The organism is Nostoc flagelliforme FACHB-838 (assembly GCF_014698065.1).
Lineage (GTDB): Bacteria > Cyanobacteriota > Cyanobacteriia > Cyanobacteriales > Nostocaceae > Nostoc > Nostoc flagelliforme_B.
The window spans coordinates 1-23000 of record NZ_JACJSI010000020.1 but is presented as its reverse complement, the minus strand read 5'-3'; the positions used below and the strand labels follow the sequence as shown (position 1 = coordinate 23000).

Here is a 23000-nt window from a genome sequence, read left to right as displayed (position 1 = left end):
GATGATATTTCAACCACTCTGCATCCACCGATAGAAATAATAAGTATTTTATTTTTTCATATTTTGATAGAGAACAAATCTAGCTGGAGATATATGGATACTTGTACAAAGAGTATGAAATATTGAGACAAATGCAAAATTGCTCTCTTACTTGCTTAAAATTCAGCCTTGAGTTGCTATGTTCTATTAGTTAATTAATGTAATCTTGTATAAAATATTTAAAAAAGCTTATAAAAATGGGAAAATTACATAGAGTCAGAGCAATTTGCAATTAGTACCTCATGCCTGAAGGCAGGGGATTGAAAGTTAAAATTTGGTGCAATCACCAACGGGAAAGCAATTAGTCGTTTTTTGCGGCGAGTTTGTTGGTCTAAATTTTCATTCAACCTTTTTAGGTAAGCTTGCTCAAAGGTTAGGTTTTGGTAGTTTTTTAAACACGTAGAAATCTGCGATCGCTAAGAAAGTTGTTGAAATCCTCAGAGGTAGGATTACTTCAGATTCACAAAATGAGTATAGACAATAATTTTTTATTTAACTAGTACAGCACGGCGTAAATAAAGCAACTATTTCAAATCGTTAAAAAGCCTGTCTTTTAAGCTTTTTGACTTTTGACTTTTAACTTCTGACTTCCGCCTTGCTGTACTAGCCTCATCAATCTGATGGGTACAATTGTTCAAGCTTACGGTACACGAGAATGGTATGTAACTCTCACCAATGGCTGACGACGGCCGGTTATTGACTCATTTACAATTGGTTTAAGGTTGGTAAAGTATTTTATTTTACACTCAGTTCTGTCTGCTGTTTTCAGATTATTATAGTTTTCGGTTTGTTAATTGCTAATTTTTTGAAAGCTATTGGTGATTTACTAAGAGTTCTATTCCCAAACTCTGGTAAATTAACGAAATTGAGGATACAACAGACTCAATTCAACCCAAAGCAATGTCCGAAAGAGTGATTAACATACTACTAATGGAGGTAATGGAGGACAAATAAGTTTATGTAATGAATGTCAAGCAGGCATTCAAAAAAATTAATATTAGTAACCCGGCTCCTTTTGCAAGTAATGGGTTAGAAGCACTAACAATGCTAGACCCAAATTACCGACAGATCCCGAAAGTTAATGCCGAGCAAGACTTGATTTTGCTGGACTTGAATATACCAAAACTGGGCGGTATCAAATTTCCCCAAAAATTACATTCCGACCCACATTGGAGATCAACTCCTACCGTCGTAATGACGACATCAAATCAAGATCAGCACCGAGTGAAAGCTGATAACTTAAATTTAACTGAATATATTCTAAAGCCTTTGACCTTCCTTAAGTTTGTTGAGATAATAACAACGCTCAACAAATATTAGATATTATACAAAATGTCTTAGTTAATAAAGTTACAGATTTTAGATGTCCGAAAATCTTATATTCTTTAATTAGATAGATAATCTGAAAACAGAAATTTTATACATCAACCTATGTTTAGCGGCAAAAATAAAAACCGATGGAAGAGACGCTGAAAGTTTTGGTTGTAGACAATGACGAAGTAGACAGGATAGCAATTCGTTCTGCCCTAACTAAAGCTGGTGTGCAGATAGAACTGTCTGAAGTAGGCGATGGAAATGATGCGTTTTCTGCCTTAAGTACTACTGCATATCATTGTGTTTTCCTAGCCTATCCCTTACCAGGTAATGAGGGACTAACCTTGATTCAACAGCTCCGTTCTTCGGAAATTAAAGTCCCTTTAGTAGTATTAACTGATCGAGGAGATGAAGAAAATACTCTCCAATTATTGAAAGCTGGCGCTACAGACTATCTCTCTAAGTCTAGGATATCACCAGAAACCTTAGTGCAGGTTTTGCGGAGTGCAATTCGGATTTATCAGGCTGAAATGCAGGCAGCTTTGGCAACTCAGCAACTTAGAGAAAGTAATGAACAACTAATTCAGAAAAACCAAGAATTGGAGAAACAACAGCAACATATTCAAATGCAAAACTTTAAGTTATTGGAGGCATCAAGGCTAAAATCACTTTTTTTAGCAACTATGTCCCACGAACTGAGAACGCCAATGAATGCAATTATTGGTTTTTCACAAATATTATTGCGTCCTAAGTTTGGTCAACTAACGCATCAGCAAACAGATATGGTTGAGCGCATCTTGAATAATGGCAAGCATTTGCTGATGTTACTCAATGAAGTTCTTGACTTTTCTAAGCTAGAGGCAGGGCGATTAGACTTAAAGGCGGAAATATTTGATGTATCAAAGGTAATAAGTCTTGCCGTAGGTGAAATGCGGTCTCTTGCTAAGGCTAAAAATCTTTCATTGTTAGTGCAAACTGATTTGCAAAATCCTTTGGTATTTAATGATCCAGTTCGTATTAAACAGATTTTAATTAATCTTCTCTCTAACGCCATTAAGTTCACTGAGTCTGGTGAAATTTGGGTGGAGGTTAAGGAACTACCTGCGAATAAAATAGTAATTATCGTTCGGGATACAGGTATTGGCATAGCCCCTAGAGATTTTAAAAATATTTTTGAAGCATTTCGGCAAGTCGATCAAACTATCACTCGCAAATATCCAGGTACTGGTCTGGGTTTAGCAATTATAGATTCGCTAGTACGAATGATGAGCGGCAAAATTTTTCTTGAGAGCAAATTGGGGATCGGTTCAATATTTAAAATTGAGTTGCCACGTCAAATTACATTATCTGACGAAGCACATAATTCTCCGCCTTTGCGATTAGATGACGAGGGGGTTTTTTACTCTGCTAAAAATCCCCATCATTCATCTTCTGAAGCTAGGCAACAACAAATAGGATCTCCTAGATTCCTATAAATTACTTTTAAAAAAATGAGAAACGTTGAAAAATTATGTCTTTAGATGAAAATAATAAAATCTATCGTATTCTCGCAGTTGACGATGTTCCAGATAATCTTATTTTGGTTCAAGCAATTTTAGAAAGTGAAGGGTATGAAATTAATTTGGTTCCAGATGGATTCAAGGCTTTGCAGCAAGTTGAAGAATTTCCACCCGATCTAATTCTGTTAGATGTGATGATGCCGGGGATCGATGGTTATGAAGTCACACGTAGGATTCGGAATAACCCTGCAATCTCTTATATTCCAATTCTGCTGATTACTGCCTTTCATGAATCTAGTGTTGTCGAAGGTTTGGATGCTGGTGCTGACGATTTTATTCGTAAACCGTTTGATACTGATGAACTACTAGCAAGAGTGCGATCGCTGCTACGTCTCAAGCACAGTCTAGACGAACAACAAAAAATGGCCCGCCAACGGGAAGACTTTGTTTCCCGTCTCACTCATGATTTGCGAACTCCCTTGGTAGCCTCAGATCGGATGTTAAATTTGTTTGAAATGGAAACATTCTGCAAAATTTCGCCAGAAATGAAACAGGCGATCGCAGTCATGATTCGCAGTAACCAAAATTTGATGGAAATGGTTAACACTCTCCTAGAAGTCTATCGCTTCGAGGCAGGTAAAAAAACCTTGAATTGGGAGGAATGCGATTTACGTGAGATATCTCAAGAAGTAGTCAGCGAACTCAGTCCTCTAACTGGTGAAAAAGGGTTGATTTTGGAAATAGACACCCGTAAATTGGACTCACAGAGTAAAAACGCTGGGATTATTATGGGCGATCGCTTAGAACTACGGCGAGTGTTAAACAACCTGATTGCAAATGCTATTAAATTTACAGATACAGGAGGCATAACAATCCGCATTTTTGAAACCTCACCTCATCCAGGAAATCCAGATACAGTAACAATTGAGGTAGAAGATACAGGGTATGGGATTGCGCCAGAAGATCAGGCAACAATTTTCGAGCGATTTCGCCAAGGTAGAAATAAACGCTCAGGTAGTGGCTTAGGACTGCATCTATCCCATCGGATTGTAGAAGCGCACGCAGGAACTATTCACGTTACCTCTGAACTAGGTAAAGGTAGTTTGTTCACGGTGCAACTACCTAAAAATATTTAAGTTATTTTCCTTCACATTCATATTTTGCTCCTAGACTGCTAATCTTGACAAATGTAAATTTGTTGAATCAACCAGAATAATGTTTTATATATTTTGTACACATCCTCGTGGAAGATGGCCATAATTGACATACTCCCTGGCGTGACAGTATTTTTATTACATCCGTTCACTGGCTGGCAGCATAGACAGCGCCACTCTCTCACGTTTAACTCTCTTTTTATTATGTTTAAAAAAGTTTACAGATTACTGTTGGTATCATTCTAGCGATAGTAGAAATAACTATTTTTTAAAGTTATTATTTAGCCTGTTAATGCCTGAAAAATGTGTATGCACCCTGGAATAATACCCAGGGTCTTTTTTTATAGAAATTTATACTATAACTTGCAAGTATAACTTTATGTTTTTTTAAATAAAGCAATTAATATTTTTACCAAGTGATATTAAGTAATCCCACATCAATCTTCAGGATATTTAGATACAGTCTATAGGAAGATGAACTCTTATGAAAGTAAGTTTAAATTAATCTGGAATGTCTGCTTAAACACTAAATATATAAAGGTTTAGCTAAGTGCTAAACCTTTTTTTGATCAGTCGAAGACAAAAAAGCGTTAGCGTAGCCCATCATAGACATTGCTCTTATCCATGACCAAAAAAGGCAGAGGGCAGGCAGGAGGAATGAATCTATTTCCCCTGTGCCAAAAGGGTCACAAGCCTTTAAATTTATTTATGAAAAATATGGAAATATATATTTCGAGATGCGAAGCACAAGAAATATTGCATCCTTATTAAATCCCCTCAATTTATTTATGGGGATTCCCTTCTGCCTCTTGCCTCCTGCCTCTTTAAACTGGGTAAATTTTTATCTAAATTAGCTAATTGCAAAATAATCATCAATCTTATCCGTTAATTGCATAACTGTGAATTGACCATAGCTTCACAGATGCGATTCTTAATAAGGGAATAAAGATGGATACCCCTGGTCAACACCAGGGGCTTTTTCTTTAGCAGCTATCCCTTAAACGTCAATGAAGAGGCAAGGCGACAGGGAGCAAAGCTGTGCATTGATGTCAATTTAAGCCCAAATCCCTTTCCTCGTTTCCAGCCCAGAGGCTGGAAATGCTGCTCTTGGCGGCTCTGCCAACAGGGGAGGCGGCAGCCCCAAGGACGGCAACGAGATAAACAAGGTAAGAAATAATCTCTACAGGCTTGTTTTAGACTGACTTTCACGTTAAGTGACATCTGTGCGCCACTACCAAGGTATTTGTATCAATCTTAAAGTTAATACGTTGTATTTTGATGGGCAACGGTTACTCAGCTAAACCAAGATTATAAAGAAATTTGAAGTTTGGCTAAAAACTTTTAAAAATCTCTAGACTCTCTAGCCGGCTAGAGAGTCTAGGATGAATTTAAGGCGACTTTCAACCAGAGATTTCTGACTGTTGACGGATGTCGCTTAGTCATCCACTTTAGTTTGGCTAGCTTTTCCACTCTATCTCGTAAATCTATGACTCTCCAACTTACAGTTCCCAACATGGCTTGTTCAGTTTGTGCAAACACCATTACCAAAGCACTTCAAGCAGTCGATGCCAATGCTAGCGTTCAGGCTGATCCAACAACCAAGCTTGTCAGTGTAGAAACTCAAGCATCAGAAACAGCAATTAAGGAAGCATTGGCTGCTGCTGGCTATCCAGCCAGTTGCTAACTAATTCGTAATTCGTAATTCGTAATTCGTAATTGTTGGCGAAGCACTCGCGGGTAATTGTCTTTCTTGGCGGTATTTACCTGTTGGGGTCTAAATCCCCAAATAATTTAATTACGAATTACTTTCAGATCCTCCCACATCAATCACAGGGGTTCATCTAGTTATGGATACTCTCACACTCAAACTTCGAGGCATGAGTTGCGCCGCTTGCGCCAACAACATCGAAAAGGCAATTCGCTCTGTTCCTGGGGTAAGCGGCTGCAACGTTAACTTTGGAGCAGAACAAGCCGCCATCAAGTATGATCGCTCTTTAGCCAATTTAGAGAAAATCCAAAGTGCGATCGCTACTGCGGGATACTCTTCTTACTCAGTCTCTGAAGAATTGCTTTTTGAAGAAGATGATGCCGAAAAAGCCGATAAGCAAGCATTACAACGTAAACTCTCTTTCAAGGTGTTAGTAGGAGGTGTAATCAGCATTTTCCTGGTTGTGGGATCGTTGCCTATGATGACTGGGTTGAACTTACCCTTAATTCCAAGTTTCCTTCAGAATTCTTGGGTACAGTTAGTGCTGACAACCCCTGTCGTGTTCTGGTGTGGTGGATCTTTTTACCGAAATGGCTGGAAATCCCTCAAGCGCCATACGGCAACGATGGACACGCTGATTGCTTTGGGCACAAGTGCAGCATATCTATATTCTTTATTTGTCACTGTTTTCCCGAAATTTTTTATTGCTCAAGGCTTGATACCTCATATTTATTACGAAGTTGCCGCTATTGTCATTACCTTAATTTTGCTGGGGCGGTTGTTAGAAAATCGCGCTAGGGGACAAACTTCTGAAGCAATCCGCAAACTCATTGGATTGCAAGCCAGAGATGCCAGAGTTATGCGTGATGGTAAAGAAATTGATGTTCCCATCGCCGAAGTCAGAATCAACGATGTGATTTTGGTGCGTCCCGGTGAAAAGATTCCGGTAGATGGCGAAGTAATTGCAGGCGCTTCGACGGTAGATGAAGCGATGGTGACGGGTGAAAGTTTGCCAGTCAAAAAGCAGCCAGGAGATGAGGTGATTGGGGCGACGATTAACGGTGCGGGTGCATTTCAGTTTCGGGTGACACGAGTCGGAAATGATACATTTTTGGCTCAAATTGTCAAACTAGTGCAACAAGCCCAAGGTTCTAAAGCACCAATTCAGCGCTTGGCAGATCAAGTCACAGGATGGTTTGTACCAGCTGTGATTGCTGTTGCGATCGCCACTTTCGTTATTTGGTTTAATTTCACTGGCAACCTCACCCTCGCAACAATGACAACGGTGGGTGTACTAATTATCGCTTGTCCCTGTGCTTTGGGTTTAGCTACTCCCACATCTGTAATGGTGGGGACAGGCAAAGGTGCAGAAAATGGCATTTTAATTAAAAGTGCGGACAGCTTAGAACTAGCACACAAAATTAAAACCATTGTTCTAGATAAAACTGGCACTTTGACTCAGGGAAAACCTACGGTTACAGACTTTGTAACTGTAAACGGTACAGCGAATGGTAATGAAATCCAGCTTTTACAGTTAGCAGCAACAGTAGAACGCAATTCTGAGCATCCTTTAGCAGAAGCGGTTGTAAAATACGCCCAGTCTCAAGAAGTGAGTTTAATGGATGTAAACAACTTTGTGGCTAACGCAGGTAGTGGTGTGCAAGCAGTTGTTGCAAATCAGCTTGTGCAAATTGGTACACAACGCTGGTTAACAGAACTTGGAATCAATACCATCAGTCTCCAGCAGTATAAAGATACATGGGAAACTGCTGGTAAGACAGTTATTTTGATTGCTGTAGACGGCGAACTACAAGGGATAATGGGAATTGCCGATGCCCTCAAACCTTCCTCAACAGCAGTAGTAAAAGCTTTACAGAAGCTAGGTTTAGAAGTAGTAATGCTCACCGGAGACAATCGTAAAACTGCCGAAGCGATCGCAAAGCAAGTTGGCATCCAGCGAATCTTTGCCGAAGTGCGTCCAGATCAAAAGGCAGCGATTATCCAATCTTTGCAAGGGGAGATAGAGAGACTTCCCAATCCAAAATCAAAAATCAAAAATTCAAAATCCAAGATTGTTGCAATGGTAGGCGATGGTATAAATGATGCGCCAGCCTTAGCACAGGCTGATGTGGGAATTGCTATTGGTACGGGAACAGATGTAGCGATCGCAGCTAGCGATATTACCCTAATTTCTGGAGATTTGCAAGGAATCGTCACAGCAATTCAACTTAGCCGCGCTACCATCAACAATATTAGGCAAAATCTCTTCTTTGCCTTTGTTTACAACGTTATTGGTATTCCCATTGCGGCAGGAATTTTGTTTCCTATCTTCGGTTGGTTACTCAATCCAATTATCGCCGGAGGTGCAATGGCTCTTTCTTCGCTCTCTGTTGTTAGCAATGCCCTCAGATTGCGTAACTTTCAACCAAAAACTATCTCATAATTTCAGGATAATTTAAGAAATGTTCAGTAAAAAAACGCTTTGGGGAAGCCTTACAGCTTTAGTGCTTCTCACTGGAACATCAGGCGTAGCTTTAGCAGAAATGCCAGCCCACTCGCCAGAGCAAAACAGTCAATTTCACCGGATCGAGCAACCTTTGGGCTTGAAAGTTGGAGTTGCGATCGCAGGTTTCGCCTTAATTGGACTAGAGTTATGGTGGTTTCTTCTCTATAAAAGTCCTGAATCCTAGATAAGGAACGAAGAAATTGCTTTATTTTTTAATTTTGCATTCTGCCTTGCGGTAGTAAAGCGCTTATTACAAACACTAAAAACTAGTTTGACAAAGTACTAGTGTTTTGAATGATCGGACAAATTGTATTCTCATGTTGATCGCTAACATTCTTCCAGCCTGAAAGTAATCCCTTTATTTCAGAGCGTAAAGTTAACAACTGATCAATTTGATGATCAATTTGCAAAACCTTCTCTTCAAGTTTCTCTTTAATGTCACCACAGGGAATTTGCCCTTGATCATAAACCTGAAGAATATTGACAATTTCTTCTAGGCTCAGACCAAGATTTTGTGCCCTTTTAATGAATGCTAGACGAGTTAGCACATTAAACGAAAACTGACGAAAGCCTCCCTCTGTTCGACTTAATGAATTGATTAAGCCTAAACTCTCGTAATAACGAATTGTCCTAATGGAGATTCCGCTTAAATCTTTTACCTGACCAATTAAAAGTAGTTTTTTATCTTGAGTTAACATAGGAGATTTTCCCAATTCTTGTAATTATTATTACATATTTTTCTATTTTTAAGTTATTTGAGAATGTAAGTTAATGGACGTAAATAAATATAATATGTTCTCTCATTGCGAGTGAAGCGAAGCAATCCCAGAGACTTTGCGATTGCTTCGCTTCACTTGCAATGACATCTTGTATTTAAGAGGATGTTTGAAAAGTCCTCTTATCGGTAGCCAAACGTTATAGATCCCCCTAAATCCCCCTTAAAAAGGGGGACTTTGATTCCGGTTCCCCCCTTAAAAAAGGGGGGTTAGGGGGGATCTAGAAGTACTTAAAATCACAGCCAATTACTTTTCAAACAGCCTCTAATAATGCTTACCTACTTAGCAAAGTATTGGCATCGGTACTTGAGATTTTTACCTAATTAGAAACTTTACTAAATTTTAAATTTTCAAATATCTATTTAAAATGAATTTTTGAAAATTTAGCTGATAATAAATTTGCATATTTTTTAACATATTTAATAACACTTTTTTTAAATCCAACCTTCTAAATTTTATCCATTTATTAGGTAGTTGTTTCTTATAGTACTGAAAGTAACTGTTTTTTTTGAGTTCCCATGTTACTTCTAGATCAACTGCTTCACTTCAAGTGAAACCATAAAAATGAATCTCAACTCGCAGACTTTTAGCTCAAACCGTAAAACTAAAATTTTCAATAACCCAGAGCGTTTTACTGAGGGATGGTATTGGGTAATACCCTCTCAAAATTTGCGGGTGGGTGAAGTAAAACCTGTCACGATTTTGGGTAGAGAATTAGTAATTTACCGAGGTAAAGACAAAAGATTAGTTACCTTTGATGCCTACTGTCCACACATGGGCGCTCACCTTGCTGAAGGCAAGGTTGAAGGTAATGCACTACGTTGTTTTTTCCACCACTGGAAGTTTGATGCTGAAGGAATGTGTGTTAATATCCCATGTTTAGATACACCACCTTCCCTAAAGTTACAAACTTGGCCTACTGCTGAAAAATACGGAATGATTTGGGTTTGGACTGGAGAAATACCACAACAACCCTTACCTTTTGTTCCAGAGTTGGAAGATAAAGAGTGTGATGTTGCTATCCATTCTCATTTTTTGATGAACTGTCACCCCAACGTGGTGATGATTAATGCCATTGATGCTCAACACCTTAATACAGTCCACAAACTGCCAGTAGAAATTATTTTTGAAAGACAAGAACTTAATGAGAATGCTATTATTTTCACTAACACTACACCAATCAAAAACGATTCCTTTTTCATTAAGCTCATCCGTCTTTTTTATAAAAATGCCATAACTTACAGTGTTTGCTATTGGTACGGTAGCATTAACATTGTGACATTTGGCCCCGATTTCTTCCATGTTCACATGATGTTTGCAGTTCGCCTCCACGAAGGCGGAAAAGCTGAAGGTCAAATTCTGTTAATTACTAAGAAACGTAAAGGATTTTTTGGTTGGTTATGCAATCGAATTGTGCTATGGCTGACTAAAATTGCAGGTAAGTTCTTTCTCATGGGTGACATCAAGGTTGTCCAAACAATTCAGTTTGATTTGAAAACTCCTATCAAAGCAGATCACTCAATCATGCAGTTTATTAATCATGTTGAAAAACAGCAATCCCTAATGTGGGGGACTTGGCAAGAAGGGCGATCGCGCGATGTAGAGAACAAGCCCAAGCGTGAAAGATGGCAAGATAAAATGAGTAATGACTAATTTGATGTCTATATGACCATAATTCCGTCAAATTACTTCGTCAATTAAAGACACACGAAGTCATCCCATTGTCAACAATCTTTGCAGCAAATAAATCGGCTATATGGGCGTACAGCTGTACGCCCCTAGCAACGTGTATATAGCAAGTATTTTGGGGAATGGTATAACAATTAACAAAGGTTAAAAGTTCAACAAAACTACTGGGCTAGCATATCAATAAAAAGAAGTGGCAAAGCCACTTCCTAATTCCCAGGTAGAACCTAAGTCATGAGTATAACGACTACAAAAATTTGAAATAGTATAAACAAACACCAATTAAATGAATATCTCTATTTTCCTTCTTTTCTAGTGGGGAAATCCTGAGTTACATCCGCCAAATAACTGTATATTTATATAAGTTTGATGATTGCAGTGCATCCTCAATTTTATGCAGTTCAACGCTAAAATGATGCCAGTTTTGCCCCTTCATCAAGAACCTGCTGTTCTAGTTGAAACTTGAACTGGATAATGGGTAATGGGAACTGGGACAATTTTGATGTGGATTCAAACCCCAATCATGGCAAAAAGACTCTTTCTCAGTCTTGGAGCTACCCAATCATGGGAAAAAAACTCTTTCCTAGTCTCCAGTACCCAGTTAGAGCTACCCAATCAATAGAAGGATAGTATTATTCCTCAATACTCACTTGCCAGCTACAATTTTGTGCCATTCAGCGACAGTTGTGGCAGTATGGAAAGAAGTTGAAAAATTCGCTGTTGCTGTTGGGAATTTCAAAGGGTGTTTTTCCTTGGCACATCGAACCTCCAACAAGAGGATCAGGACTACTTTATGCCCTGTCTCTACAGATTGGTAAATTTAAGTCACCAAAGCAGATGGTGATCTTTATCGACCAGCCTCTACTTTCTAAAACTATGCTTGGCGGCTTCTGTTGCACCATTTCGCTTCACTACCACTAGCTTCATGTGCCAATTAGGAATTAGATCAAGGTCTTCGTAACCGCAGTTTCGCATTTTAAGAAAATATTCTGACGAATGTTGGTATTATCGTCTGAATGTTTAGAATTTACTGCGAAAAGATAGATATATATACTCCCACCTTGACTACACCTTGACTCTTAAATGAATCCAGAAAACGCAGAAACTTACATAAACCATCCAACTTGGGGTTTACTCTACAAAATCTGTATGGTTGATGAGAACCAGGATTTGTTCACCACACTTTATGCCCAGCGCTTATTTTTTTTGGTGGCAAATGACGTTAAAGGTGTTAAATTCCAGTCTCTAGGACGTACTGAGGCTAGAATGATGTTAGAAAATCGCTTACGTACCCTGCGGCGTAGTGGACAGCCTCAAGAGTACGATCAGCTTCAGAGTGTTTTCCAACGCACCTTCCAATGAGCAGTTCGATTTCCGAACGTATTATTTCCATTCGCTCCTCACTACCGACATCAGTCAGATTGATTGCTGTTAGCAAGCAAGTTTCTGCCCAGGTCATTCGGTCTGCATACTCCGCAGGAATTCGTGATTTTGGGGAAAGCCGTATCCAAGAAGCCGCCAGCAAACAAGCCGAGTTGCAAGACTTACCAGATATTACCTGGCACTTTATTGGACATTTGCAAGGCAATAAAGCCAAAAAAGCCATCGAACAATTCCCTTGGATTCACTCCGTGGATAATTTAAAGCTGGCACAGCGCTTAGACCAATTAGCGCAACAGCTAGGAGTGAGTCCTCACGTTTGCCTGCAAGTGAAAATTCTCCCCGATGCCAACAAGTCTGGTTGGAGTGTGCCAGAGCTTTTGGCTGATTTACCCACACTCAATCAATACAAAAGTTTACAAATTCAAGGTTTGATGACAATTCCGCCTTCAGGATTAAATGATTCCGAAATTCTCAGTGTGTTTAATCTCAATCGTGAGCTGGCCAAAGAAATCCAGGAGCAAAACTGGTCGCACATTAAAATGCAACACCTATCTATGGGTATGTCAGGCGACTACGAACTAGCAGTGCAAGCAGGTGCGACGATGGTACGATTAGGAACAATATTGTTTGGCGATCGCTCTTAGCCGAATAATATCAGCCTTGCAGGTCAGTATTAATAGAAGCGAAGGATTGATGACAAGAAATTTGTAACAGACTGGTGCAATCCGAAACAAAGGATATAGTATTGACAAGAGCAATCGCTAAGGCAAAATGGGGTATAAAGAAGTTTCCTTCGGATAAACCTTAGGATATAATCTTGACTCATTATTATGTTTAGGCGATGCACAGACCTTTCCAATAAGTGTCGGTTCATCGCCAAAACCCGTAGTATAGGCTACAAATAGCAATACAGTTGCTGAAGTATCCACGGATGTAGCGTAGTTTACCGCCGTAGGCATCGCTCCTAGTTCAATCAATCCTAAGCCAAGTCAATACAGGCTATTCGCAGCAGGAGAGTACACACACAATGAACAATATATTTTCCAAACTCAGAGACTTTGTGGGTCTAAATGAGCAAGTGGAATACGAGTATTACGAAGAAGAACCAGAAACAGATAATAATTACCAGAATCTGTATCAGCAAGAAAATCCCCAACCAGCGCCACAAGAAAGTACAGCCGCTCAAAATCGACGTTGGCGGGAACCAGTGCCTACAATGGGAGATGATATGACAGCAGGTCAAAAGCCAATGGGGAATGTGATTGGTATGCCAGGAGCAATTAACGGAATTTCAGAAGTTTTAGTACTCGAACCACGCACCTTTGAAGAAATGCCCCAGGCAATTCAAGCACTACGAGAACGGAAGTCAGTGGTATTAAATCTGACAATCATGGATCCCGACCAAGCTCAACGAGCAGTAGATTTTGTTGCAGGTGGTACTTACGCACTAGATGGACATCAAGAACGCATCGGTGAGAGCATCTTTTTGTTTACACCAAGCTGTGTCCAAGTTAGCACCCAAGGTGGTGTTCTTCATGAAGTACCACAACCGCCAGCACGCCCCTCTCGTCCTACAGGTACTCCAAATCAAACCTGGGGTAACGAAACTAACCGGATGGCACAATAAAGTTAAATTAGTATTTAGTCCTTTGTCCTTTGTCCTTTGTCATTTGTCCTGGGTTTTGTTCATGGTGACAAATGACAAACGACTAATGATTAATGACCAATGACTAATGACTAATGACTAATGACTATAAAATTTGGCTTAATTGGTGGTGGGGTAATGGGAGAAGCACTCTTATCCCGCCTTATCGCGCGTGGAATTTATCAATCATCAGAAGTCATAGTTAGCGAACCGCTATCTTCACGCCTAGATTTTTTAAAACAGCAATATGGTGTTGCTGTGACAACAGATAATAGCCAGGTTTTCACGGAAGCAAAAGAAGTTCTATTTTTGGCAGTGAAACCGCAGGTATTTAGTGCGATCGCTCAAGAATTAGCAAATATTGATATTCTTAATAGAGAACATTCACCCCTGATAATTTCCATATTGGCGGGTGTGCCTTTAAGTCAGCTAGAAGCTGCATTTGGGCAATTGCCAGTGATTAGAGCAATGCCCAATACCCCAGCAACAGTGGGAGCAGGAGTTACCGCGATTTGTTCAGGTGCATATACTAGTCCCAAGCATCACCAAATAGCACAGCAGATTTTTTCTGCTGTGGGTGAAGTCGTGGAAGTCTCAGAAGGGCTGATGGATGCAGTCACAGGGCTATCTGGTAGCGGCCCGGCTTACGTGGCACTCTTGGTAGAAGCACTAGCAGATGGTGGAGTATCCGCAGGTTTACCTAGAGCAATTGCTAATCAACTAGCTTTGCAAACCGTACTAGGAACAGCGAAACTGTTACATGAAACCAAAATGCACCCAGCAGAACTCAAAGATCGTGTTACCAGCCCCGGCGGTACAACCATTGCGGGGATTGCCAAGCTAGAAAAAGCAGGATTTCGTTCCGCTTTAATTGAAGCAGTCAAAGCTGCCACAGAGCGATCGCAAGAGCTGGGAAAATAATTAAGAGTCCTTTGTCATTTGTCCTTTATCCTCTGTGAAAAACTAATGACTAATGACTATTAACGAAGTTGACAAAAGACTCGTTAGTATAGTAAACAATCTGGTTGCAAATGTGATTGAGTGAATTATCCTGCACCGTCTCCAGAACTTGACTTAGGGACTATATTTCCCTTTGATCTGGATCAATTTCAAAAAGAAGCGATCGCGTCCCTAAACGCCGGGCGCTCCGTAGTCGTATGTGCGCCCACAGGTTCGGGCAAAACATTAGTCGGGGAATACGCCATTTATCGTGCCTTGGCGCGAGGAAAACGTGTATTCTACACGACTCCCTTAAAGGCGCTGTCGAATCAAAAATTACGTGACTTTCGAGAAAAATTCGGGTTTGATCAAGTCGGACTGTTAACTGGAGATGCTTCCATTAACAGGGATGCACCGATTTTGGTGATGACTACAGAAATTTTCCGAAATATGCTCTATGGCACACCCATTGGGCAAATTGGTATCTCATTGGTAAACGTTGAAGCAGTGATACTTGATGAGTGCCACTACATGAACGATCGCCAGCGCGGTACTGTTTGGGAAGAATCAATCATCTATTGTCCCCGTGAAGTGCAACTGGCAGCCCTCTCAGCAACGGTTGCCAATAGCGATCAACTAACCGATTGGCTAAATCGCGTTCATGGGCCAACAGACCTGATTTACTCCGATTTTCGCCCAGTCCCCTTGGAATTTCACTTTTGTAATCCCAAAGGGTTATTTCCCCTACTAAATGATAGTAAAACCAAAATCAACCCCCGCCTTCAGAAGAAAAAGGGGAAAGGGGGAGAAAGGGACAGAGGCAGAAATGGTAGGCCGGAAGCTCCTGGCATAATTTTTACCCTCAGCCAGTTAGAGCAACGGGATATGCTCCCAGCAATTTACTTTATCTTCAGCCGCCGGGGATGTGATAAAGCAGTGGCGGAAGTGGGTGATTTATGGCTGGTAAATAGTGAAGAGTCCCAAATTTTACGCGAACAGATTGATGACTTTTTAGCCCGTAATCCCGAAGCAGGGCGTTCTGGACAAATTGCACCCTTGTACCGAGGAATTGCTGCTCACCATGCTGGGATTTTGCCTGCTTGGAAAGCACTGGTAGAAGAACTATTTCAGCAGGGTCTAATTAAAGTAGTATTTGCCACCGAAACATTAGCTGCGGGAATTAATATGCCCGCCCGGACAACGGTAATCTCTACCCTTTCAAAGCGTACCGATACCGGACACCGCCTATTGAACGCTTCCGAATTCTTGCAAATGGCGGGACGAGCAGGCCGGCGGGGGATGGATAAACAAGGTCATGTAGTGACAGTCCAAACTCCTTTTGAAGGAGCCAAAGAAGCGGCGTATTTGGGAACATCCAAGCCAGACCCCCTTGTAAGCCAATTTACGCCCAGTTACGGCATGGTACTCAACTTACTGCAAACCCACACCCTAGAGCAAACTAGGGAGCTAATAGAGCGCAGTTTTGGGCAGTACATGGCTACCTTGCATTTACGACCAGAATACGATGAGATAGCGGAACTGCAAACACAGTTAGCTCAACTTCATGAGCAAATTGCCGCAGTTGATGAAAATGAACTGGCTCTTTATGAAAAATTGCGGCAACGCCTGAAAGTTGAACGCCAGATATTAAAAACCTTGCAAGAGCAAGCACAGGAAGATCGCCAAGAAGAATTGGTGATGATGTTGGGCTTTGCAGTGTCAGGAACTCTATTGAGTCTCAAGGGCAAAAATATCACAGTGTCTTCACCCGTAACCGCAGTGTTAGTAGGAAAATCGCCTGGTTCTGGTCAAGCTCCTTACTTGGTATGCTTAGGGCACGATAACCGCTGGTATGTCGCAACCACAGGGGATGTAGTCGATTTGTATGCCGAACTACCGCGAATTGAAGTACCACCTGATTTACTCCCACCACCAGATATGCCCTTGAAGCCAGGACAGTCGCGCCGTGGTAACGAAGAAAGCTTTGCGATCGCAGTGCGTATTCCTGATCCGATAGAATCATTGCATCTAGCACCAGAAGTCGCAGAACAACTCAGTCGCACTACTGCCGTCCAAGAACAATTAGAAGCTCATCCCCTACATCAATCAGGCAATGCAGCAACGCTTTTTAAGCGTCGCGCCCGTTATGTCGAACTAGAAGCCGAACTCGAACAGTTGCAAGGGCAAGTGGAGCAACAGTCACAACGCCATTGGGAAGAGTTTCTGAATTTAATTGCAATTCTGCAACACTTTGACGGTTTAGATAACTTAGTGCCTACAGTATTAGGGCGAATTGCTGCCGCCATTCGAGGTGAGAATGAATTGTGGCTAGGTTTAGTATTCGCTAGTGGCGAATTAGGCAACTTAGATCCGCATCATTTAGCAGCTGCAGCAGCCGCTTTGGTAATGGAAACGCCTCGTCCAGATAGCAAGGTTAACTTTGAGCTTAGTAGTGAAGTGGCAGAAGCCTTGAAAAAATTGCAGGGAATTCGCCGCCAAATGTTCCAAGTACAACGGCGGTATAACGTAGCCCTGCCGATATGGTTGGAATTTGAGTTAATTGCCATAGTGGAACAATGGGCGCTGGGAATGGAATGGGTAGAACTCTGCGAGAACACCACCTTGGATGAAGGCGATGTGGTGAGAATTTTACGCCGGACGTTGGATTTATTATCGCAAATCCCTCATGTTCCCCATTTACCAGACTCTTTCCAGCGTAATGCCTATCGCGCGATGCAGTTGATTGATAGATTCCCTGTGAATGAGGTAGTTGAATAAAGGACTTCCAGATAAAAAACACTTAACTACTTCTTGTGAGGTGGGTGTCTCACCTGCCCAGTAAGCTGTTAAGCATTTAATTTGCACATTGAGATCGATCGCAGGGGGGCAGGGAGCAGGGAGCAGGGGAGAGGGTTTGCAGCTTTTATCACCATAAAAATGGTGCAATTTAAATGACGATTAGCTTAACTAAAGGCGGGCAAGATGCCCACCTCACAAGATTGGGTAATTTCTTTGTTAGAAGTCCGTTAATTTGACACCAATGTTTATCAATTGCCCCAACACGACAAATAGGTAGGGGCACTAGGCGTGATCGCAATTCATAAATTACCCGAAGCTGTCGGAGTAATGCTATTTTATAAAATTGGTGAATTGTTTCAGGATATTGCCGTCAGTCGTTCTCGTAATTCCATCAAAGCATTATTGGAAGTCCGCCCAGATTATGCCAACCTTCAAACAGCAGGAGAACTAAAAAAAGTATCGCCAGAAACAGTAAATATTGGGGATATTATTATTGTCAAACCTGGAGAAAAAATTCCCTTAGATGGTGAAATTATAGATGGTAATTCGCAAGTTGATACATCTGCATTAACTGGAGAATCTGTACCGCGAACGGTGAGGCTGGGAGAAACAGTTTTGGCTGGGATGATCAATAAAAGGGGTGTGATCAGTATTAGAGTGACAAAACTCTTTGATGAATCTTCCATTGCCAAGATTTTAGATTTGGTGCAAAATGCCAAAAGTAAAAAAGCAGAAACAGAAAAGTTTATTACTAAATTTGCGCGATATTATACGCCAATAGTAGTTTTTACATCTTTAGCCGTTGCCATATTACCTCCTTTATTTATTTCGGGTGCAACTTCTTCAGAATGGCTTTATCGTGCCCTAATTTTACTAGTTATATCCTGTCCATGCGGACTCGTTATAGTATCCCGTTAGGTTACTTTGGAGGCGTAGGAGGTGCAGCTAGACGAGGGATTTTGGTTAAAGGTTCTACTTTTTTAGATACTTTGAATGCAGTTAATACTGTTGTTTTTGATAAAACGGGAACCTTAACTAAAGGTGTATTTAAAGTAGTAAAAATAGTACCATTAAATGGTTGGAATGAACAAGAATCACACTCAAATCATCCCATCGCGCAATCTATCTGCAAAGCTTATAGTGGAAAAATCGATGAGTTTGAGATAAAAGATTATGAAGAAATAGCAGGTTATGGAATTAGAGCCAAGGTTGAAAATAGGGTAGTGATAGCGGGAAGCGATCGCTTATTACATAAAGAGAAAATTGCTCATGATAATTGCCAGTTAGAAGGAACAGTTATTCATCTAGCAGTAGATGAGATTTATGCCGGATATATTGTCATTGCTGATGAACTGAAAGAAGATGCTAGAGAGGCTATTCCAGCACTCAAGAGAATGGGTGTAGAAAGAACAGTCATGTTGACAGGAGATAATCAAGCGATCGCATCGCGTATTGCTCAACAGCTAGGCATAGATGTTTACGAGGCAGAGTTATTACCAGAAGAAAAAGTTAATGCCATTGAGAAGTTACTCAGCACCGCAGGTAAGTATGGCAAAGTTGCCTTCATAGGGGATGGCATTAATGATGCGCCAGTGATTGCTAGAGCGGATGTTGGCATAGCAATGGGCGGCTTAGGCTCAGATGCAGCAATAGAAACTGCCGATATCGTAATCATGACAGGTGCACCATCAAAAGTTGCAGAAGCAATACAAATCGCCAAAAAAAACCGCAAAATTGTTTGGCAAAATATTGGATTTGCTTTAGCAATTAAAGGTGTCTTTATTGGATTGGGTATTTTTGGTATAGCGACAATGTGGGAAGCTGTATTTGCTGATGTCGGAGTCGCAATGCTGGCAATTTTAAACGCAACTAGAGCGATGAAATAAAATTTTTGGAAAATCGGGATTCTGTAATTGGGAAATTGTAGTAATTATTGAAGAGTAAGGCGTGGTTTATTTTACACTTTTCACTCATAAGCTGCTACCTAAAATAGAGCCTATGAATTTATCAATGAAAGGTATTGCTACAGCTACTTTAGCTTTACTGCTAAACTATTCAGCCAACCCAGCTTTTGCACTACCCCAGAAAATCAATCATCCAATTACTGTTGCTAAATTGCAATCCTTAGAAGATCCTTTAATTGTTCCTGGGCAAAGAGTTGGCCCGATAACACGCACAACTACCAAGCAAGATTTAATTAAACTGTTTGGTGCATCTCATCTCGTTGATAAAACTATCTCTGGTGCTGAAGGAATGGGTAGTTTTGCAGCTACTCAGGTAAATCTAAATCAGGGGCGATGTCTAACGACAAGCTGCTCCGCATCTACGCTCTTGGTAGTTTGGAGTGATAATACTCGTACTAAACCTTTAGAGGTGCGTAACCTGGGTTCAGCTTGGAAAACCCGCGAAGGTATCGGTGTTGGAACTCCTTTGAGCGAATTACGTAAGAAATTAGGAGATTTTAAACTCTATGGATTGGCATGGGATTACGGCGGCACGATTTTGTTAGATAGTAGCAAATTATCCCACTATCAAGGCAAACTCATTTTACGAGTAGACACGGCTCCCAATGCTTCTGAAAAGTTCCCTAATGACTACCAATCAGTGTCTGGAGATGCTACTTTTTCCTCCAGCAATCCCCACTGGAAACCTTTGGGAATTAGGTTAGCAGAAATTATCGTTATACTGAACCCAAGTGAGTAGGCTTATTTATAAGCTAACAGCTATACCTGAGTTCCTATAGCTAGCCGTATTCCCCAGAATAAAATTAAAGTTGCGATCGCAAGCCAGTCACGCCCTTTTAATCGTAAGTCGTGCCACTGCACTCGATGCTCATTAGGACTGGTAAAACCCCGCACCATCATTGCATTTGCCATTTGATCGGCTCGTAAAAGCAGATTTTCTAAAAGTCTCTCTGCGACTGTCATCCAAACCTTAAATCCTCCTTTCAATCCCAGCTTTTTCCAATTAATTGCCCTTGTCATGACGGAGCGAAATAAATTTTGCACTTCTTCTAAAACTAGGGGAATAAAGCGCAAGGACAAGGTTAAAGTTAAAGCAATTTCTGTGACAGGTAACTTAAAGCGTCGCAGCGGTTGCATTAAACTTTCTATACCAGATGTAATTTCTTCTGGTGCAGTTGTTAGCAGATATAGGTTGGTGCTGTAAATTACGGTAAATATAATCGTACTCAGGCGTACTGCCAAATCCAAGGAGCGGCGAGTTACTTTGACTGGGCCTTTGTGAAATACCACATAGCTGTATTTCTTATTACTTACTTGCTCTTGAACAACATTATTTGAGTTTGGTGGCTGGGTTAATATTTGTTCATTAGCTGGCAGGCGTGGTTGATAACTTATACCCATTGCATCAGGACTTATGGCTGCGATCGCTAAGATAAAAAACGATAACATTAAGAGCCAACCCATTTGCTGCTGCCATACTCGTCGGGGAATTCTTGCAATTAAGGTTGCAAGAATCAATACTACCACCAGCAGCACCCGCCAAAAGTTGTTAGCTAAAACATAGCTGGTTAAAAAGCTCATTAACCAGGCGAACTTAACTCGCGGATCGATTTTATGCAGCCAAGTTTGAGGTTGTTCTAAATAAAGTCCAAGTGGCAGCGATCGCAATAAATCCATTTTAAAATTAGGAGTTAGGAATGAGGAGTTTGGAGTCTGAAGTCTTGACTTTAACTCATAACTCCTGTAGAGAGACCATTAATCACATCTCTCTTGTACAATTCATCGCGTCTCCTAACTTATTTTGACGCGAGTTGCTCTATTAACATTACCACTTTCGGCATCACGGACTTTTTTGCTCCGCCACAGTAAAATAATTGGCGTGCCTTTAAATCCTAGCTGTTGCCGAAATTGCCGTTCAATGTAGCGGCGGTAGTTGTCGTTGAAGCGTTTGGAATCATTGACAAATAGTGCGATCGTTGGTGGTTGGCTACTTACTTGTGTACCATAATAAATCTTGCCCTGACGCCCACCACGAGATGCTGGGGGTGAATGCCAACTAACAGCATCTGTTAAGACTTCGTTAATTACTGATGTACTAACACGGCGTTTGTGTGATTCAGCCGCAGTTTTCACCAATTCGAGAATCTTTTCTACCCGTTGTCCTGACAAGGCACTCACAAAAATTGTTTCTGCCCATTCGGTAAAATGTAACCGTGATTGCAGAGTTTTTTCGTAGTCGTAGATTGTGTAAGAGTCTTTTTCGACGGCATCCCACTTATTAACGACGATGATGCAAGCTCGACCTTCTTCGATAATCCGCCCAGCTAATTTTTGGTCTTGCTCAGTGACTCCATCAACAGCATCTATTACTAATAAAACCACATCAGCGCGGCGAATCGCTTTAAAAGCACGGTTAATACTAAAGAATTCGGTGCCGTATTCGATGTGTTTCTTTTTGCGAATACCGGCGGTATCAATCAAACGGTAGGTTTGTCCTTCCCGTTCAATGACGGTATCAATAGCATCGCGGGTAGTACCAGAAATGGGGCTGACAATTGCTCTTTCTTCCCCGACAAAAGAATTTAGTAAGCTCGATTTACCGACATTCGGGCGGCCCACAATTGCTACTTTGATTTCATTCGTTTCTGGAATGTCTTCAATTGCAGGGATGTGGTTAACTAACTCGTCAAGTAACTCTCCTGTGCCACTTCCATGAATCGCGGAGATAGGGTAAGGTTCGCCCAATCCCAATTCCCAAAATTCGGCAGCTTGCATTAAGCCTTGGTCTGGGGATTCACATTTATTTACAGCTAGTAGCACAGGTACGGGTTGTTGGCGCATCCATTCGGCGATTTCTAAATCTGCCGATGTGGGGCCTGTTTGACCATCTACGACAAAGATAGCGCCACACGCTTCTGCAAGAGCTGTCATTGCCTGTTGGCGAATCAGTGGTAAAAATTCGGTATCATCATTAAAAACTAAACCACCAGTGTCTACCACCAAAAATTCACGACCATTCCAGAAAGCTGGTAGATAAGTGCGATCGCGTGTCACTCCCGGTTCATCATGGACAATCGCCGTTTGTTCCCCGGCGAGTCGATTAACCAGGGTGGATTTGCCCACATTTGGGCGTCCGATAATTGCAACAATTGGCAGTGCCATAAAACCAGGGTAAGTGAGAGACGTAGTATATCACGTACTTACATTTTACTCGCTTTAAACTGGAAGTTTTAATAACTTTCTAATCATCTGCGGCGATGTCAAAGAAACCTCTCCCTGGTTTTACTACGTAAAACCGTCCCTCTCCGATTCAGAGAGGGAAAGACTTGAACTTTAGTTCAAGGCAGGGAGAGGTTTATTGAACTCACATTAATTTAAAAAATAAAAAAGGTAGGATTTCCTACCTTTTACCCAAAAAAAGCATTTTGTAACCAAATACCAAATTAAATATCACACAAGCTTTTGACGAATCTATTAGACTTGTCCGAAATATTAACTTAGGAAAAGAAAAATGGTAAAACGTTTAAGTAAGTGTCTACCATTTTTCTGTATTAGTTATGGTTTTTGATTATATCCAGAAGTATCCGC

15 protein-coding genes and 2 pseudogenes are annotated in these 23000 nt (G+C 40.9%); 14 read left to right on the top strand and 3 right to left on the bottom strand.

What is annotated here, in order from left to right:
- Nucleotides 1-939 precede the first annotated feature (939 nt).
- The 6 genes and pseudogenes from H6G97_RS12680 (at nucleotide 940) to H6G97_RS12655 (ending at nucleotide 8404) form a co-directional block, all read left to right on the top strand.
- Nucleotides 940-1359: pseudogene (locus tag H6G97_RS12680) on the top strand (response regulator).
- A gap of 137 nt (nucleotides 1360-1496) precedes the next feature.
- Nucleotides 1497-2828, top strand: a complete 1332-nt coding sequence (locus H6G97_RS12675; protein ID WP_190940957.1) for an ATP-binding response regulator — start codon at nucleotides 1497-1499, stop codon at nucleotides 2826-2828.
- A 35-nt stretch (nucleotides 2829-2863) separates the two neighbouring features.
- The gene (locus tag H6G97_RS12670; protein ID WP_190940956.1) at nucleotides 2864-3988 is read left to right on the top strand and encodes a hybrid sensor histidine kinase/response regulator; all 1125 of its coding nucleotides are present in this window, start codon (nucleotides 2864-2866) and stop codon (nucleotides 3986-3988) included.
- 1504 nt (nucleotides 3989-5492) lie between these two features.
- Nucleotides 5493-5690 (top strand): heavy-metal-associated domain-containing protein, encoded by a 198-nt coding sequence (locus tag H6G97_RS12665; protein WP_190940955.1) that lies wholly within the window; start codon nucleotides 5493-5495, stop codon nucleotides 5688-5690.
- Nucleotides 5691-5853: 163 nt separating this feature from the next.
- A complete protein-coding gene (locus H6G97_RS12660; protein WP_190940954.1) occupies nucleotides 5854-8157 on the top strand; it encodes a heavy metal translocating P-type ATPase in 2304 nt (767 codons plus the stop codon).
- Nucleotides 8158-8176: 19 nt separating this feature from the next.
- Nucleotides 8177-8404: a hypothetical protein gene (locus H6G97_RS12655; RefSeq protein ID WP_190940953.1), complete on the top strand. Its 228-nt coding sequence runs from the start codon at nucleotides 8177-8179 to the stop codon at nucleotides 8402-8404.
- Nucleotides 8405-8486: 82 nt separating this feature from the next.
- Here the strand turns inward: H6G97_RS12655 and H6G97_RS12650 are convergent, their stop codons facing one another.
- Nucleotides 8487-8918: a heavy metal-responsive transcriptional regulator gene (locus tag H6G97_RS12650; protein ID WP_190940952.1), complete on the bottom strand. Its 432-nt coding sequence runs from the start codon at nucleotides 8916-8918 to the stop codon at nucleotides 8487-8489.
- A gap of 642 nt (nucleotides 8919-9560) precedes the next feature.
- Between H6G97_RS12650 and H6G97_RS12645 the strand changes: the two genes are divergently transcribed.
- From H6G97_RS12645 to H6G97_RS12610, 8 genes and pseudogenes are all read left to right on the top strand, one after another.
- Nucleotides 9561-10649, top strand: coding sequence for an aromatic ring-hydroxylating dioxygenase subunit alpha (locus H6G97_RS12645; RefSeq protein ID WP_190940951.1), 1089 nt, complete (start codon nucleotides 9561-9563; stop codon nucleotides 10647-10649).
- Nucleotides 10650-11765: 1116 nt separating this feature from the next.
- Nucleotides 11766-12044, top strand: a complete 279-nt coding sequence (gene pipX, locus H6G97_RS12640; protein WP_190940950.1) for a transcriptional coactivator PipX — start codon at nucleotides 11766-11768, stop codon at nucleotides 12042-12044.
- Nucleotides 12041-12709 (top strand): YggS family pyridoxal phosphate-dependent enzyme, encoded by a 669-nt coding sequence (locus H6G97_RS12635; protein WP_190940949.1) that lies wholly within the window; start codon nucleotides 12041-12043, stop codon nucleotides 12707-12709. Before pipX ends, H6G97_RS12635 begins: the two co-directional genes overlap by 4 nt.
- Nucleotides 12710-13092: 383 nt before the next feature.
- Nucleotides 13093-13692 carry a cell division protein SepF gene (locus H6G97_RS12630; RefSeq protein ID WP_190940948.1) on the top strand — a complete coding sequence of 200 codons (600 nt, stop codon included), beginning with the start codon at nucleotides 13093-13095 and terminating at the stop codon, nucleotides 13690-13692.
- Nucleotides 13693-13812: 120 nt separating this feature from the next.
- Nucleotides 13813-14631 carry a pyrroline-5-carboxylate reductase gene (proC, locus tag H6G97_RS12625; protein WP_190940947.1) on the top strand — a complete coding sequence of 273 codons (819 nt, stop codon included), beginning with the start codon at nucleotides 13813-13815 and terminating at the stop codon, nucleotides 14629-14631.
- 120 nt (nucleotides 14632-14751) lie between these two features.
- Entirely contained in the window at nucleotides 14752-17427 is a 2676-nt protein-coding gene (locus tag H6G97_RS12620) for a DEAD/DEAH box helicase (protein ID WP_190940946.1), read from the top strand.
- Nucleotides 17428-17721: 294 nt separating this feature from the next.
- Nucleotides 17722-19334: pseudogene (locus H6G97_RS12615) on the top strand (heavy metal translocating P-type ATPase); the annotation flags it as partial.
- Between the two features lie 112 nt (nucleotides 19335-19446).
- Nucleotides 19447-20151 carry a hypothetical protein gene (locus tag H6G97_RS12610; RefSeq protein ID WP_190940945.1) on the top strand — a complete coding sequence of 235 codons (705 nt, stop codon included), beginning with the start codon at nucleotides 19447-19449 and terminating at the stop codon, nucleotides 20149-20151.
- A gap of 20 nt (nucleotides 20152-20171) precedes the next feature.
- Here H6G97_RS12610 and H6G97_RS12605 read toward each other — a convergent pair whose 3' ends face one another.
- Nucleotides 20172-21089 carry an energy-coupling factor transporter transmembrane component T family protein gene (locus H6G97_RS12605; protein WP_190940944.1) on the bottom strand — a complete coding sequence of 306 codons (918 nt, stop codon included), beginning with the start codon at nucleotides 21087-21089 and terminating at the stop codon, nucleotides 20172-20174.
- 114 nt (nucleotides 21090-21203) lie between these two features.
- A complete protein-coding gene (gene der / locus H6G97_RS12600; protein WP_190940943.1) occupies nucleotides 21204-22574 on the bottom strand; it encodes a ribosome biogenesis GTPase Der in 1371 nt (456 codons plus the stop codon).
- Nucleotides 22575-23000: the final 426 nt, after the last annotated feature.

Bases quoted from the DNA above. Each gene is read 5' to 3' on its own strand.
- H6G97_RS12675 (WP_190940957.1), top strand. From the start codon at position 1,497: ATGGAAGAGACGCTGAAAGTTTTGGTTGTAGACAATGACGAAGTAGAC.
- H6G97_RS12670 (WP_190940956.1), top strand. From the start codon at position 2,864: ATGTCTTTAGATGAAAATAATAAAATCTATCGTATTCTCGCAGTTGAC.
- H6G97_RS12665 (WP_190940955.1), top strand. From the start codon at position 5,493: ATGACTCTCCAACTTACAGTTCCCAACATGGCTTGTTCAGTTTGTGCA.
- H6G97_RS12660 (WP_190940954.1), top strand. From the start codon at position 5,854: ATGGATACTCTCACACTCAAACTTCGAGGCATGAGTTGCGCCGCTTGC.
- H6G97_RS12655 (WP_190940953.1), top strand. From the start codon at position 8,177: ATGTTCAGTAAAAAAACGCTTTGGGGAAGCCTTACAGCTTTAGTGCTT.
- H6G97_RS12650 (WP_190940952.1), bottom strand. From the start codon at position 8,918: ATGTTAACTCAAGATAAAAAACTACTTTTAATTGGTCAGGTAAAAGAT.
- H6G97_RS12645 (WP_190940951.1), top strand. From the start codon at position 9,561: ATGAATCTCAACTCGCAGACTTTTAGCTCAAACCGTAAAACTAAAATT.
- pipX (WP_190940950.1), top strand. From the start codon at position 11,766: ATGAATCCAGAAAACGCAGAAACTTACATAAACCATCCAACTTGGGGT.
- H6G97_RS12635 (WP_190940949.1), top strand. From the start codon at position 12,041: ATGAGCAGTTCGATTTCCGAACGTATTATTTCCATTCGCTCCTCACTA.
- H6G97_RS12630 (WP_190940948.1), top strand. From the start codon at position 13,093: ATGAACAATATATTTTCCAAACTCAGAGACTTTGTGGGTCTAAATGAG.
- proC (WP_190940947.1), top strand. From the start codon at position 13,813: ATGACTATAAAATTTGGCTTAATTGGTGGTGGGGTAATGGGAGAAGCA.
- H6G97_RS12610 (WP_190940945.1), top strand. From the start codon at position 19,447: ATGAATTTATCAATGAAAGGTATTGCTACAGCTACTTTAGCTTTACTG.
- H6G97_RS12605 (WP_190940944.1), bottom strand. From the start codon at position 21,089: ATGGATTTATTGCGATCGCTGCCACTTGGACTTTATTTAGAACAACCT.
- der (WP_190940943.1), bottom strand. From the start codon at position 22,574: ATGGCACTGCCAATTGTTGCAATTATCGGACGCCCAAATGTGGGCAAA.